At 54.6% G+C, this 16,368-nt stretch carries 9 protein-coding genes; 8 read left to right on the top strand and 1 reads right to left on the bottom strand.

Annotated features, from left to right (window positions below; genetic code table 11):
* Positions 1-82: 82 nt before the first annotated feature.
* Genes Q4E93_RS23095 through Q4E93_RS23120 form a run of 6 tightly spaced genes read left to right on the top strand, consistent with a single transcriptional unit; the run spans position 83 to position 12,259 of the window.
* Entirely contained in the window at positions 83-1,270 is a 1,188-nt protein-coding gene (locus Q4E93_RS23095; protein WP_303589343.1) for a FecR family protein, read from the top strand.
* Between the two features lie 56 nt (positions 1,271-1,326).
* Positions 1,327-4,656 (top strand): SusC/RagA family TonB-linked outer membrane protein, encoded by a 3,330-nt coding sequence (locus tag Q4E93_RS23100; protein ID WP_303589344.1) that lies wholly within the window; start codon positions 1,327-1,329, stop codon positions 4,654-4,656.
* A 26-nt stretch (positions 4,657-4,682) separates the two neighbouring features.
* The gene (locus Q4E93_RS23105; protein ID WP_303589347.1) at positions 4,683-6,470 is read left to right on the top strand and encodes a RagB/SusD family nutrient uptake outer membrane protein; all 1,788 of its coding nucleotides are present in this window, start codon (positions 4,683-4,685) and stop codon (positions 6,468-6,470) included.
* A gap of 30 nt (positions 6,471-6,500) precedes the next feature.
* Positions 6,501-7,457, top strand: coding sequence for a discoidin domain-containing protein (locus tag Q4E93_RS23110; RefSeq protein WP_303589349.1), 957 nt, complete (start codon positions 6,501-6,503; stop codon positions 7,455-7,457).
* A 19-nt stretch (positions 7,458-7,476) separates the two neighbouring features.
* Entirely contained in the window at positions 7,477-10,656 is a 3,180-nt protein-coding gene (locus Q4E93_RS23115) for a glycoside hydrolase family 2 TIM barrel-domain containing protein (protein WP_303589351.1), read from the top strand.
* A gap of 22 nt (positions 10,657-10,678) precedes the next feature.
* On the top strand, positions 10,679-12,259 hold the full coding sequence (locus Q4E93_RS23120) for an RICIN domain-containing protein (protein ID WP_303589353.1): 1,581 nt from the start codon (positions 10,679-10,681) through the stop codon (positions 12,257-12,259).
* 2 nt (positions 12,260-12,261) lie between these two features.
* On the opposite strand, the gene Q4E93_RS23125 is transcribed toward Q4E93_RS23120, so the two are convergent.
* Positions 12,262-13,725, bottom strand: coding sequence for a HEAT repeat domain-containing protein (locus Q4E93_RS23125; RefSeq protein ID WP_303589355.1), 1,464 nt, complete (start codon positions 13,723-13,725; stop codon positions 12,262-12,264).
* Between the two features lie 143 nt (positions 13,726-13,868).
* Here Q4E93_RS23125 and Q4E93_RS23130 point away from each other — a divergent pair, with 143 nt between their 5' ends.
* Positions 13,869-14,096, top strand: a complete 228-nt coding sequence (locus Q4E93_RS23130) for a hypothetical protein (RefSeq protein ID WP_303589357.1) — start codon at positions 13,869-13,871, stop codon at positions 14,094-14,096.
* 76 nt (positions 14,097-14,172) lie between these two features.
* Positions 14,173-16,284, top strand: coding sequence for a hypothetical protein (locus Q4E93_RS23135; protein ID WP_303589359.1), 2,112 nt, complete (start codon positions 14,173-14,175; stop codon positions 16,282-16,284).
* Positions 16,285-16,368: the final 84 nt, after the last annotated feature.

The raw sequence follows: 16,368 nt of genomic DNA on the forward strand, positions 1-16,368 counted from the left end.
CCTCACCTAAAACCTTACCTAAAAAAACCGCGCAATGTAAGAAGTCCTTTTACATCGGGCGGTGTTCTAATATATACACGACATGGAACCCAACGGGAAAAATATCGACCACGCCATCTATATCGCCACCCTGCTGCATCGCCTGCATGAAGGAGATCCGCTTGCCCCGGACGAGCAGGAAGCGATAGCGGCCTGGCAGGCTGCAAACGGGGACGACACCTTTCTCCAAAACAGCAAAGCCATCACAGACGAGTTGAGGCGGCTGAAAAATTACGACACAGCCGGCGCCGTAAAAACCATCTTCGGACAGCTCGGCCTGGCCGTTCCATCCAGGGTAAGAAGAATGGACACCATCCTCCGCTGGAGCGCTGTAGCCGCCATGCTCCTGGTCATCGGAGCCGTCAGCGTGCTTTACTTCAACAGACCGCCGAACAACCAGGCGACTATCACACACAAACCCAAACCCATCCTGCCGCCCGGCGGCAACAAAGCCATCCTGACCCTGGCCGACGGCAGCGCCATCGTGCTGGACAGCGCCCGCAACGGACATCTGGCCCTCCAGGGGAAAACCAACATCGAAAAGTCCGATGGTCAGCTGATGTATAAAAACGCTGCAACAACAACGGAGACCCTCTACAACACGATCACCACGCCAAGAGGCGGACAATACGCAGTGACCCTGGCGGATGGGTCAAAGATCTGGCTGAACGCAGCTTCTTCTTTGAAATATCCTACCGCCTTCGCCGGCACGACAAGACAGGTAGAGCTTACAGGAGAAGCCTACTTCGAGATAGCTGCCGACCTGTCAAAACCTTTCAAGGTCCGGCTCAACGGAATGGACGTACAGGTGCTCGGCACCCGCTTCAATATCAAGGCTTACCAGGACGATACAACCATCAGGACCACCCTGCTGGACGGCGCCGTCAAGCTGTCGGCGGCAACAGCCGGAGAATCCCTCCTCAAACCCGGTCAACAGGCTACCCTGCGACCGAACCAACGTCGTTTCACGATCAGGGAAGTGAATGTCAATAACGCCGTCGCATGGAGAAATGGATACTTCGCCTTTGAGAACGAGGACATATACGGCATCATGAAAGATATGTCCAGATGGTACAACGTCGATGTGGAGTTCAGCAGCCATTCGATAGAAAGCAAACTCGGAGGCACGCTTTCAAGATATCAGAATGCGGAAGATGTACTGCAGGTCCTCGAACTGACAGGTTCCGTGCACTTTTCAATAAATAAGAAGAAGATCATCGTAATGCCATAAGAACATTTGCTGAATATTTGATTGCTAATTTCTACAGCCATATAAACAACTACTGCATGTACCTTCCTTGCACCCATTGGGCATATCAGCCCCTGAGACGCACCGCGCTCGCTCTGTTATTGACCATGACCTTTTTTGCCAGCAGCTTTGCTTCCGCCCAGAACATCAGCATTAAAGTGACCAACGCATCGCTCAAGGACGTCTTTTTCAAACTAAGACAACAGACGGGCATGGACTTCCTGTATGACGAGGACGTATTGAAGACGACCACACCTGTCAGCATCTACGCATTCAACCGGCCGCTGAAACAGGTCCTGGACGAATGCTTCGACCGCCAGCCCGTCAGCTACACCATCCTGAAAAACTCCGTGGTCATCAGGAAACGCATCTCACCCCCTCCGGTGCAGGCCATCGTAGTCAGCGGTAAGATCACCGACACAAAAGGCCAGCCCCTCGCAGGCGTAACGGTCCATGCGAAAGCTGCGGGCGTCAGCACCGAGTCACTCGCCACCGGGCAGTACTCCCTCCGTCTCCCCGATGGCAACGACACCCTGGTCTTCACCTTTGTAGGCTACGGCACACAGCAGATGCCCGTTCAGGGCCGTAAAGAGATCAACATGATCCTGGAAGAAAAGATCAGTGGCCTCAACGAAATTGTTGTCGTGGGTTTTGGACAGCAGAAAAAGATCACCACCATCGGGGCGCAAAGCACCATCAAGGCGGAAGACCTCCGTCAGCCCGTCGCCAACCTCACCGACGTGATCGCAGGTCGTGTGGCCGGCGTCATCGGCGTGCAGCGCAGCGGCCAGCCCGGTTATGACAATGCGGAGATCTATATCCGCGGCATCTCCACGTTCACCAACAGCTCGCCTCTGGTGCTGGTAGATGGCATCGAACGCGACTTCGCCAACGTAGACCCGGAAGATATAGCCAGCTTCAGCATTCTGAAGGATGCTTCGGCGACAGCCGTCTATGGCGTAAGGGGCGCCAACGGCGTCATCCTCATACAGACCAAGAAGGGCAGGGTAGGCAAGCCGATGATCAACGCCCAGTATGACCAGGGCCTCACCCAGTTCACAAAGATCCCCCAATTCGCCGATGGCGTCACCTATATGAAGATGGCCAACGAAGCCTATCATAACAGCAATCCCAATGACCCGCTGCCCAAATATTCGCAGGACAGGATAGACAAGACCCTTAGCAAGGCCGACCCGGACCTCTATCCCAATGTAGACTGGTTCAACATCCTGTTCAATAAGTTCGGACAGAACAGGCGCGCCAGGGTAAATGCCAATGGCGGCTCCGAGAACGCACAGTACTATTTGTCCGTCGGCTATTACGATGAGAAAGGGATGTACAAAACAGACCAGCTGGCCAACTACAACTCAGCCATCAAGTTCACCCGCTATAATTTCACGGCCAACCTGGACCTGCAGCTGACAAAGACAACAAAGGTTGGCTTCGGCGCCGCAGGCTGGATCAGTGACGGCAACTTCCCCGGCAATTCGGTCGACGCCATCTGGGGCTCCGCTTACCTGCTGCCGCCCATCGTCATCCCCGCCGTCTATTCCAATGGCCTCCATTCCCAGATCCGGACGGGCGATATCAATAACCCCTATAACCTTCTAACCCAGAGCGGCTATGTCACGGAATTCAAAAGCCAGCTATGGAGCAATATCCGCGTGACGCAGGACCTGGGCTTCTGGCTCAAAGGCCTCTCCATGACAGGCATGTTCTCTTTCGACAATTACAACGCGCATATCATCAGCCGTACCAAATCCGTGGATGGCTACCTGGCAAAAGGCAGGGATTCCGCAGGCAATCTGCTTGTCGACCGCACCTCCGTAGGTACCAACTATCTCGGTTACTCCCGCACCAATGGCGGTACCCGGCAATTCTATACAGAGGCCGCTATCAACTACAATCGTACCTTCGGAAAGCATGCCGTCACAGGCATGGTCCTGTATAACCAATCCGATAAAGAAGATGCTTTCGCCAATGATTTCATCAGCTCCATACCTTACAGGTACCTCGGCCTGGCAGGCAGGACCACCTATGCCTATGACAACAAATACCTCGCCGAGGCCAATTTTGGATACAACGGCTCGGAGACCTTCGCGCCGGACCATCGTTTCGGTTTCTTTCCCTCCTTCGGCGCAGGTTGGGTCGCTTCCGAAGAGCGCTTCTTCAAACCCCTGGCGAGTGCCGTACAATTCCTGAAATTCAGGTTCTCCTACGGCCTGGTGGGCAATAGTAACATAGGTGGCCGACGCTTCGCTTACATAGCAACGGTAGGAGGCGGCAATGGCAACTATTCCTATGGCCAGAATGGTGTCAACAACGACATCTCCGGTCTCGACATCGGCGACTATGCCGTATCCGTCACTTGGGAAAAGGCAAAAAAGGCCAACCTCGGCGTGGAGATCAAAACGCTGCAGAACGCCCTCTCCCTCACGGTAGACCTGTTCAATGAAAATCGATCGGGCATTTTCCGTCAACGCGGCGACGTCCCCAACTACGAAGGAATTCGCGCCCTGCCCTATGCCAACCTGGGAGAGATCCGCAACAGGGGCGTAGACGCCACGCTCGAAATAAACAAACGGATCGGGAAAGATCTCACCCTGATCTTCCGTGGCAATTTCACCTGGAACAGGGCCATGATCATCAACGACGCCAACGCTCCCTGGCCCTATCCCTGGCAGCAGCGCATCGGGCGCAAGCTGGGTCAGCGTTTCGGATACACGGCCCTGGGCCTGTACCAAAGCGAGCAGGAAGTAGCCAACAGCCCCTACCAGACAGGGGCCAATCACCCAGGAGATATCAAATACAAGGACCTCAACGGCGATGGCCGCCTCAATACGTACGACCAGGGACCCATCGGCTACGGCAGTATCCCGGAGATCGTATATGGCTTCGGCCCCACTATCAGCTGGAAAGGCTGGTCACTGGCAGGATGGTTCAAAGGCATCAGCAATGTCGACATTCAGCTCAACGGCGACGGACTGCAGCCCTTCAGCCAGGGCGGCGAACGGGGCAACCTCCTCACCCAGATCGTAGATAGATGGACCCCCGGCAACACCAACCCGCATCCATTCTACCCCCGCCTCACCTACGGCAACGATAATATGAACTACGCCGGCAGCTCCTGGTGGGTGAAGAACGGCGCCTTCATGCGCTTGCAAACCGCCCAGCTCAGCTACAATTTCTCCAACAGGAAATGGCTGTCACTCGCAGGCCTGTCCAATCTCAACATCTATTTCATCGGGTACAACCTGCTTACCCTCAGTGGCTTTAAGCTCTGGGATGTAGAGCTGGGCGATGGCCGCGGCTCGCAGTACCCGCTGGTCAAAACCTACAACCTGGGCATCAAAACCACTTTCAAATAATTCCGACGCCTTCAAAACCTACTATCATGCAAAAGCACTACCTGATACTCATCGCATGCTTCATGCTCGTGCTCGGCGGTTCCTGTAAAAAATACCTGGACCAGGTACCCAACGATCGCATCACCATCGACGAAGTGTTTAAGAAAAAAGCGACGTCCGAACAATACCTCGCCAACATTTACAGCTACGTGGACGACCCATCCGAGCAATGGAATCAATGGCCCTGGTTCGGCAATTGCGACGAAGGCGACGTCACCTGGTCGAAATACCCCATTTACGATCTCAACATAGGCAATATCAGTGCCGGCAACGCCCTCTTCGACAAATGGGGCTACTACTACGATGCCATCCGATCCGCCAGCTATTTCATCCTGCACATCGATGAGAATGTCGAAATAAAGGCGCTCAACGGACAGACGCTCATCGATCAATACAAGGCCGAAGCAAGATTCCTCCGCGCCTATTATTATTTCCTCCTCATGCGGCAATATGGACCCGTCGTGCTGGTAGGCGATACATTGGCGGCGCCAGATGCTTCAGCCGCCAGCATGCAGCTGCCCCGCAGCCCCTTCGACGAGTGCGTCGCCTATGCCGCCGATGAACTGGACAAAGCCGCCTCCGTGTTGCCGCTGACACCCGTGCTCAACGGCCAGACCAGCGATATGAACTATGGCAGGGCGACAAAGGGCATGGCTATGGCCGTCAAGGCAAGGCTCCTGCTCTACGCAGCCAGCCCCCTGTACAATGGCAACACCGATCAGTCCGGTTTCAAGGATCAGAAAGGCAACGCCCTCATCTCGCAGACATTCGATCCCGAAAAATGGAAAAAAGCAGCCGACGCCGCAAAGGCCGTCATCGACCTGGGGCAATACTCCCTCTACACCGACCCCGGCGGCGATCCGGTGAAGTCGACGCAAGGCATCTTCTCCGTAGCCTGGAACAATGAGCAGATCTTCGACCGCAAAAGCAACGGCCTGGGAACCCTGGACGTGCATTGCATGCCCAGGCAGGCCGGCGGATGGGACGGCATCGCCCCTACCCAGGAGCAGGTGGACGCTTACTTTATGAAGGATGGCTTGCCCATTGGCGAATCCAGCCTCTACACGGAGACGGGTTTCACGACAGTGAATGGCGCACAGGTATACAACATGTATATCAATCGCGAACCCCGCTTTTATGCCTCCGTCACCTATAACAACAGCATCTTCCAGGGCGGCAACATGAGCGCCGCCGCTCCCATCACCTTTTACGTTTCCGGCCCCAATGGAAAGAACGGCCATCCCACCGACTGGTCGAAAACAGGTTATCTCGTACGGAAGAATGTCGCACCCCAGACCAACGCCGGCTCCGGCGGCACAGGCGCCCAGCAGAACAGACCCCTCGTCCTGTTCCGGCTGGGAGAAATGTACCTCGACTACGCAGAAGCGCTCAACGAATACGATCCCGGCAATAGTGATATCCTCAAATACCTCAACCTCATCCGGCAACGGGCAGGCATCTCCCAATATGGCGATGGCACAGACCCCTTACCCATACCCATCGGCAAGGACGAGGTACGCAAAAAGATCTGGGCAGAAAGAAGGGTGGAGCTGGCTTTCGAAAACCACCGCTGGTTCGATATCCGCAGGTGGAAAATTGCGCCCCAGGTAATGGGAACGCTGCACGGGATGAATATCAACAAGGATGGGGACGACTTCTATCAACGCGTCGTCGCCGTCAGCCATCTCTTTCGAAACCCCGCCTCCTATTGGTTCCCCATCAGCCAGTATGAGATGGACCGCGCCCGGCTCATCGTACAAAACCCCGGATGGTGATCAGATTTCCTAAACAATAACAACAAACCTATGCCACGCATCATACAACTCTTAGCCACCTTCACCCTCCTGCTGGCTGCCTGCAAGGACAAATATGACCTGCCTTCCCAGCCCTTGTCCAACTACACGAAGGTCTATATGCCCGAGGCCGTTAATAACCCTGTTAACTATACGCTGAAGATCACCGACAGCCTGCAGTCCATTGTATACGGCGCCAACTACGGCGGCCAGGATTACCCGGCACAGGACATACCCGTAACCTTCTCCGTCAACAACGCCCTGGTGGATAGCTTTAACACAGCCAATAACACCAGCTATGCCATTGTGCCCGACGGAGCCTACATCCTCGCTAAAGCATCGTCCGTGATACCCAGGGGCCAGCTGACCACAGGTCCGCTGGAGCTCACCATCCGCACCAATGGCGCCGGCTCCATCGAAGCATTGAAGAACTATCTGTTGCCTGTCACCCTTTCCACCCCCTCCGCCAAGGTCAACGAAAGCCTGCAGACCACGTTCTATACGATCAGGGCGCAGCCCGACCTGAAGGATTATCCCAACTTCGACAGGACGAATTGGACGGTCATCGGGTTCTCTTCCCAGGAAGCCAACGGGGAAGGGCCTACTAATGGCAGGGCGATCTTCGCGCTCGACGGCGACCCCAATACCTTCTGGCACACCCAATGGCAAGGCGGCCAGCCCGGCCCTCCGCACTACATCACCATCGACATGGGAGAGACCAGGATCATCCATGGACTCGCTTTCCTCGACAGACAAAACGACAACGCCGGCAAGCCCAATGCCGTCACCGTGGAGACCAGCAAGGATAATATCACCTGGGAGCCGGCAGGGTCCTTCAACCTCCAGAATACAAAAGTCCTGCAGCAGCAATTTTTGTCCGGCTTCAAAGAAGCGCGGTATTTTAAAGTAAATATCTTATCCAGCTATAATGCCACCTATACTCATCTGGCTGAGCTGAACGCTTTTTAAATCTCACTATCTTGCAATTATGAAGACAAAGAACATCCTGGCAGCAATCTGTTTTTTCCTGGCCCTCACGGTGAAAACCAAGGCCGCACCCGGTATCCACCCGCCCATTGCATCCGCCGACACGGCCTCCATACCCCCGGAGATCGAAGATCCCCGCTGCCAGGGCATCAACAAACAACCCTACCACGCCACCCTCATGCCCTACGCCACATTAAAAGAGGCACTGGCTGCGGACCGCCATCATTCTTCTTTCTGCCAATCCCTGAATGGCGCCTGGAAATTTAATTATGTCGCCTGGCCACAGCAACGCCCCGTCGATTTCTACAAACCCTCCTACAATGTCAGCGCCTGGAAAGAGATCAACGTCCCTTCCAACTGGCAGGTGGAAGGATACGGCACTCCCTACTACAGCAACTTCACGTATATCTTCCAAAAGGACTTCCCCCACGTAATGAGCACCCCGCCTGAAAAATATACGGCCTTTAAAGAAAGGAACCCGGTAGGCAGCTATCGCCGCGAGTTCATCCTGCCCGCCGGCTGGAAAGGCCGCCGGATCTTTATCACATTCGATGGTGTGGACGCCGGCTTCTTCATCTGGGTCAACGGGAGGAAAGTTGGCTACAGCGTCAACAGCCGCAATGCCGCCGACTTCGATCTCACGGACTTCGTACACCCAGGGAAAAATGTCCTCGCCGTAGAGGTCTATCGCTTTACCACCGGCAGCTACCTGGAAGACCAGGACATGTGGCGCCTCAGCGGCATCTTCCGGAATGTTACATTATGGAGCACCCCGCAGGAACATATCCGGGATTTTTATATCACCACGGAACTGGATGCCCAATACAAGGACGCTACTTTGTATGCTTCCGCCTGGATAAAGAATTTTTCGAAAGTTCCAACCAAAGCGAAGTCGGTATCCATCCAGCTATACAAAGGCGAAAATGCTATTCCGGGCAGTACAGGCGCCGCCGTCATTCCCGCACTGCAGCCCGGAGAAGAAACAAAAGTGCAGGTCCGTATTCCCGTGCAGAACCCCCGGAAATGGACGGCCGAAACGCCCTACCTCTACACGACCGTCCTCACATTGAAAGACCAGCAAGGCGTCACCGAAACCCTCTCCAACCTCACAGGCTTCCGCAAGATTGAAATAAAAGGCCGGCAATTCACCGTCAACGGCGTCCCCATCAAGCTGAAAGGCGTCAATCGCCACGAACACTGGCCTGAAGTAGGCCACGCCGTCACAGAGGCGAATATGATCCGCGATATCGAGCTGATCAAACAGGCCAACTGCAACCACGTCCGCACCTGCCATTACGCTGATGATCCCCGCTGGTATGAGCTGTGTGATCTTTATGGCCTCTATGTCCTGGCGGAAGCCAACCTGGAATGCCATGGCGCCTGGGACGAGTTCAACGAAGAGCCAAGGATGAAAGACGCCATCATCGATCGCAACGTAGCCAACGTAGAGAACTTCAGGAACCATCCTTCCGTCATCATCTGGTCCCTGGGCAATGAATGCGGCAGCGGCGGCTCCAACTTCAGGGCAGCCCTGCAGACCATCAAAGACCTCGACCCGACAAGACCCACCCATTACGAAGGTTTCGGCATTGGCGAAAAGAACCCGGCCGACCTGGATAGCCGTATGTACACAGGCCTGCACGAGCTGAAGAACAATGCCCTCAGCGACAAACTGACAAAGCCCTTCTACCTCTGCGAATACGCCCACGCTATGTTCAATTCAATGGGTTCTGTGGACGAGTACAACGATCTCTTCGATCAGTACCCCTCTCTCCTGGGCGGCTGCATCTGGGAATGGCAGGACCAGGGATTATATAATCGCCGCAACCCCGGCCATCCGATCACCGCGTTCGGTGGTGGCTTCGGCGAATATCCCAACGACCATTATTTTATTCACAAAGGCGTGGTGTTCTCCGACCGCTCGCTGAAACCTCATTATCCCGAACTTAAACGCGCCTACCAATGGATCAGGGTAAAGCCCAAAGACCTGGAAAATGGGGTCGTCACTTTGCAAAATACCTACCAGTTCATCGATCTGAGCTCATTCACGGGCAAATGGACCATCACGGAGAATGGCAGCCCCATCGACTCCGGCGCCATCGATCCCGGAGGCCTCAAGCCCGGGGAGACAAAAGACATCACGGTCCCCACGGGGAAAATTCACGGCATGCCTGGCGCGGAATATTTTCTGAATGTCTCCTTCAGGACAAAGAGCGATGCCCTATGGGCTCCGGCCGGTTATGCAGTATCTTCCACCCAGCTTGCATGGCCCGTCTCCGGCAGACCGGCCACCGCCACCATCGTTGATCTACCGCCGCTGCAGCAGAGCGAAGACTCCAACTTCATCAATATCACAGGGAAAGATTTCGAAGTACAGTTCGACAAGCACAAGGGTGCCCTTTCCCGGCTGGTGACAAAGGGCGCCAATATCCTGCAGGACCAGGGTGGTCCCCGGCTTCACCTGTGGCGCGCACCCCATCGCAATGACGACATGTGGGCCAATGAGGGCTGGGAGAAATACGGGTTAAAGAATTTACAATGGGAATGCCAGCGCATGGCAACCAGTAGCACCAGTGACGGCAGCATGGGCGTCACTTTTTACCTCACAGCGACAGGAAAGAACAATTTCACCCTCGTCGATACCTCCTCCTATTTCATCCGCCGCGATGGACGGATCAGGTGCGACAATAACATTTCCTTTAGCAACACTTCGGTAGTGCTGGCCCGCCTGGGTGTCCGCCTCTTCCTGGCAAAGGACATGAGCAATTTCAGCTACTTCGGGCGCGGCCCCATGGAGAACTATGCCGACAGGAAGGCCGGTGCCGATGTAGGCCTCTATGCCAGCACGGTCGCACAGCAGTTGACGCCTTATGAGAAGCCGATGGAATGCGGCAATCACGAGGGCATCCGCTGGGCCAGGCTCAACTCGGCAGCCAATGGTGCCCTGTCGGTCAGCCAGGACAAGGACTTATTACAGGTCTCGGCCCTTCCTTACAGCGACGAAGAGATGGAAAGGACAGAATATAAGATCGACCTGCCGGAGAGCAGCGCCACCGTGCTGTGCATCAGCCAGAGAACGCTGGGCGTAGGTTCGAATTCCTGCGGCCCCCGCCCCCTGGAATCCTGTACCATCCATTCGGGGCCGGCAAAATTCAGCTATGAGCTCCGGCTGATCCCATAGTCATCAATAAACCAAATGCTATATGAAAAAAAACATGCTCACAGGCGTGGCAGGAATGCTATGCCTTACCGGGATCATTATCTCCGGCTGTAATAAATCTTCCACATTCACATCCACAAATGGTATGGAGGCCACTGCACGGGCGGTAGACCCTAATCCCAATGCCGATGCCGCTATCAATGGGTACAACAGCGCTTTCTTAATTACCAACGGCACCCAGCAATATTACAAGACGGCTCTCAATGACAACACGAAGGATTATTTCTGGCGGCAGGCCCTTGACATACAAATGGCGGAAGACGTATACCGCCGTACAAAGAGCACAGCCCACAGCACCCTCATCACGAATTTGCTGAACACGTTCCTGGTACAGAACGCCAGCACATCCGGCAATCAGCAGGACTGGACCTGGAACCAGTACAATGACGACCTCCTTTGGGCTGGTCTCGCCTTTGCAAGAGGCTACCAGGTCACGCACAATTCCACTTTCCTCAACCAGGCGACATACGCCTTTAACCTGGCGTATAACCGAGGCTGGGATACCAGCCTGGGCGGCGGCATCTGGTGGGACGTAGCCCACACCAGCAAATCCGGTCTCAGCAACAACACCGCCGTCATGCTGGGCTGCTATCTCTATGAGTTTACCAGGGACGTCTCCTGGCTCAATAAAGCCTCGGCCATCTATGACTGGATCTGGAATAGTATTTACAACCACACCACCGGCGCCGTATATGAGAATATGCGTCCCGACGGCACCGTGGACATGGCCGACAATGTGTATAATGCCGGTGCATTCATAGGTGCGGCGAGTCACCTGCACCGCCTCACCGGACGCGAATCCTTATACGATGATGCCAAAAGGACGGTCGATTATGTCCGTAACAATAAGACGGTAAATGGGATCCTTTCAAACGGCCAGCGTCAGGGCACCTGGCAATCTGAATTTGCCCGCGGGCTCGGCGAGTTCGTTCGCGACAATAACCTCTGGAGCACCTACTGGAGCTGGATGAAACAGAATGCCGACGCCGCCTGGAACATCCGCCGGACAGACTGGAACATCGCCTGGAATCAATGGACAACATCCTCTCCGGCAGATAATGTGACGACAGCCGTCGAATGCGTGGGCGCCGTGGTCATGCAGCAGGTGACCCCTGTCACACAACCTGGCTTCACGGATGGTGCCACTTACCGCCTCACCCCCAAGATCAACAGCGGCAGCGCATTGGATGTACACGGCGGACTCACGGCCGACGGTACAGGTGTGGAGATCTATGGATGGAATGGAGGCGCTAACCAAAAGTTCCAGGTCGCCCCCCTGGGCCGTGGTTACTACAGGTTGATCCCGGCCAATGCCACTGGCAAATCTGTAGACGTCCCTGGCGCCAGCAATACGGATAATACGCTCATCGATATCTGGACGTCCAATACGACGACAGCACAGTACTGGAAGCTGGTATATGATTACGATGGCTATTACAAGCTAAAGCCTAAATGCGCCCCCGTCAGCTGCATGAATGTGCAAGGCAACAATCCCGCCAATGGCAGTAAGTGCGTGATATGGCCGGAAAGCTATGGCGACAACGAGCGTTGGCTGCTCCAATAACGTCAGCTCCGCAGGAAAAAAGGCAGCTCTTTCCAAAGTTTTTCCTGCTCATAGCTCATGGCAAGCTGCGCATTGCTCACCCATTCGTAGGCTTCCTGCGCCCTGGCCACCTCTTTGGAGGAAGGAACTGTAAATCGATGGACAGCCGCCTGCCTCCATTTATGAAGATAGCCCCAGGCCATCGCACGGAGATCCGGGTCCATCAAGGCAAGCATAATATCGGCGATGATCACCCAGCCGCCGATCCGGTTATACAATCCCAGTATCAATCGCTTATCCCTTGCAGTGCCCCTGCGATACATTTCCCTGACCCGGTCCAGCGTCGCCGGGTCAGGGCTTTTCGCAAGGATCTCCACACATTTGCGACTGGTTTTACTGGAGAAATGCGTCAGCAGGTCCAATGCATAGCCCACTGCCAGCGAAGGGTTCAGCCGGCTGATGGCGATCAGGCACGCCAGCTGCGAAGCGGGACGGCGAATAAATTTTTCAAAGACACCAACATCCTCCGCCGATCCCGTTTCTGCAAGGCCCATGATATCGCCGGAGGAAGGATCTTCTACCCCGACCTTATCCCTGTAATACGCGGCGGATGGAAAGTGCTCCTGCCGGAGATAAAGCCTGGCCCACTCCCTGACGGATGGCGACGTATCCGATAACAAGGCAACGATCTCGTCCCTGAAACTTTCCCTGTAAGGCTTCAAAGCATACAAGGCGTGGAGCCTGATCTTAGCCGAACGGTCGCGTATCAGCCCTGACAGGATCGCCCGTTGCCGATCCCCGGGCAATGCCTGCATATAACGGAACACTTCGCCCCTGATCAAAAAACTTTTGTCCTGCAGGATCAACGAAAGCAGCGGATCCGTCAAACCCTCTCTTTTCAAATAGTGCCGGAATAATAATAACCTCGACTGCTCGTAAGCGCTCAGGAGCTGAATGGTTTCCCGCGTAAGCCGCTCACTGGTTATAAGGTCGATGATCTTCACAAACAGCTCCGAAAGGTCCGTTCGCCTGACGGCCAGCAACCATTCCACTTCCGGCAGCAGGTAGATGAATTCGCTCCTGAACGCCGGTTTCAGAAAAGCCCCGAGCGCTTCCCGGGCAGCATCCCTCACCTGCTCCACCCAGTCAGCCGCCCTGAGCAAATAATACCGGATCGCCCCGGGACGGTGGGTCTCCTTCAGCAAATGAACAGCCCTTTCGCGCACCCGGCCATTTTCGTTAAAGCTGGCAATGACCATCAGCTGAAAATAAGTTTCCGGCGGGAACCTCCTGAGATCATCCAGGTTGCCCAGGGAGATATCCATATACCGCAGCGCCCTGGTCAGCTCCTCGCGCGACTTCATCCGCTGGAATAGCTGGATAATGGCATCGGCGGCCTTTTGCCTTAAAATAGGGTCTCTGTCATGAAGAAATTTCGATAAACGCCAGCAGTCGCTCGCCTTGCCATATTCCTGGGGATCTTTCATTTTGCCTTAAGGATGTGTGTACAAGATAATCCAAGCCCCCCACTCCGTGAAATAATGACCTCAGCGCCTTGACTGTCACGCCTTCACCTTTCATGGCATGATTTTTTAAGCTGCTATAGGTGAACCTTATAATCATGTGAACGATGAAAGTTGATCAAAATGCGATTATTCGGATCGACTACAACGCCGCCGATCTGCCACCCTCCGCGAAAAAGTACAAGCCCATACTTTTCAGGGAAGGAAACCTTATCTGCTGCCTCCTGGGCAACGACCCCCGTGACGGGATCTTCGGCTGCGGGTCGACACTCTCCGAAGCCATCAAAGACTGGGACGCCGATTTCAAACGCCATAAGACAATGCCCCATAGTTAAAAAAGTATACATCTTCGCGTGATTAATGGACAGCGCGATCTGTACGACAAGGTAAATTTGACAAAACTGCGTATAGATGCCTTCCAAAACTAACAGGAGACGATTTATCCAACTGGCCGCGCTCTCCGGCGCCAGCCTCAGCCTCGCAAACAGCTTCACTTTTACGCATGCCGCCAGCCTCGCTCCTCAGCCCAAAGCCCCCGCGGGAAATGCTTTCATACCCCGTCGCGCAGCCAGCTGGTGGTGTTCATTGGATGACCTGCTCTGGCCCCAAAAGCCCGTCATCGATAAAATAAAAAGAAGAGCTGACGGCTTCGCAAAAGCGCAGATCGACACCGCGATCAATTTCGGCTTCCACAACAGGTTTGACTTTTCGAATTATTTCGATCGCCTCCATGGATATTATGCCAACGTATGCGAAGAGCTGCACCAGCGCAACATCCGCTTCATGGACCATTACTCCTGCAATCACATCTGCCGGCCAAGGGACGAAGGCGACTTCCGGTATATCAATAAGTACGAACGCCATGCCGTCCTGCTGTTCCCCGATCCCACCGCCGCAAAATTCGCCCAGTACGAAGGCCATCTCTTCCAGGATCTCTGTGAAGTGGACCTGCGTGACGGCAGCCGCGGCTACGCCAAACAATACCAGTTCGAAGCCTTCTGCCACAACAATCCCGGGCATCACGACATGCATAAAAAATACCTGGAGAAATTGATGAAGGAAGTCCCATTCGACGGCATCGAGGTCGATGATATGTGCAGCTACCCCGGCAATACTACTTGCGGATGCAAATACTGCAGGGACCGTTTCAGAAAAGATTACGGTCACGAGATCCCCGATTTTTCAGACAAATCCTTTTTTGGCGACACGACGAAAGAAATGCTGCAATGGGGTAATTATGACAATCCCGCCTATAGAGACTGGCTAAGGATGAAATCCGACTCCGTCAGGGATCACATCATGATGATCAAAAAAACCCTCGGCGACAAGCCGTTGATGACCTGCTGCTCCAACACCGGGCCCATCGTGCTCAGCGCCGTCGCGCTCGACCTGGAAAAAATGGCCCCTTACCTCGATCTTTTTATGCTGGAGAACGTAGGGACGAATGTAAAGAATGTGGAGTGGGTGGAAATGGACGCCGAAGCCCTCGTACAAAAGGACATCGCCGAAAAAAGAGGACAGGCGCCCGCCATGGCCCTCAGCTACGAGCTGACCGAAAAAGGCGCCTACCTCGGCTGGGCGCTGGCCCGCTTCTGGGGCGTCGGCAACTGGAGCAGCACCTTGAATGGCCGGCTGGAAGAAGATCCGCCCCATGCCATGGAAATGGAGGACGTGATCAGCGTCCCCAACAACTGGGAAAAACAATACAGCGACCTCGACTACATGCAGGGTAGGGATCTGCCCGAAGTAAGAGTGGTCTTTAACAGCTATTGTAAAGAGAATGGCTGGCGGGATGCAGAAGGGCACGAACATTGGGACAGGGTAAAAGGATGGAGCGCCCAGCTGGTGAAGAACAAGGTGGGCTATCGCTTCGTCCGCGCCGCCGAGCTGGCCGATCCCGTTGCCCTGACAAAAGAAAAGACACCGCTGGTCCTGGATGGGATAGGCTGCGTCTCGGACAAACAATTCGCCGCGATCAAAACCTATCTTGCCGCCGGCAACATCGCCTGGATCGCCCTTCCCTTCGGAACCCACGACGAAAAAGGATTCCCTCGCCAGCAGCCGCTGTCGCAGGAATTACTAAAAGCCAGGAACAAAAATCTGCACATCATTGACTCGGCCGTCTCCTCCAACCCCCTGGAGAAGCTCATCGCAGCAAAGAAGTTCAAGCCCATCATCAAACAGCTGAAAGGGGACCCCCGCTGGACCGCCAGGATCAGGCTGTATGACGGCAAACCCGTCATCCATTTCATGAACACCGGGCTCGTGGCACTGCCCGATGAGCTGAAAGACCTCTGGGGCACGCCCCTGATGAAAGATATCGATTCCGACATCAAAGACAATGATTGCGTATACGAAGTAAATACAGAACACCTCCGCCTGGATGAACTAACGCTGCAAAGCCCCGAACTAAAAGACACGAAAAGACCCGTGCGGATCAGCAAGGCCGGCAACGGTCACGTCACCCTGCACATAGACCTGGATCAGGTTAAGATATACGCCGTCGCCCAAACCCCCGTTTGAGGAAAATAATCCCCCTGATTTCGCAATAAGCGTATGTGTATTAGCTTAATACATAGGATAAATTATGGTGGCATGTGGTTTGAA

It is taken from the genome of Flavitalea plasmicola (genome assembly GCF_030546645.1).
Taxonomy (GTDB): domain Bacteria; phylum Bacteroidota; class Bacteroidia; order Chitinophagales; family Chitinophagaceae; genus Puia.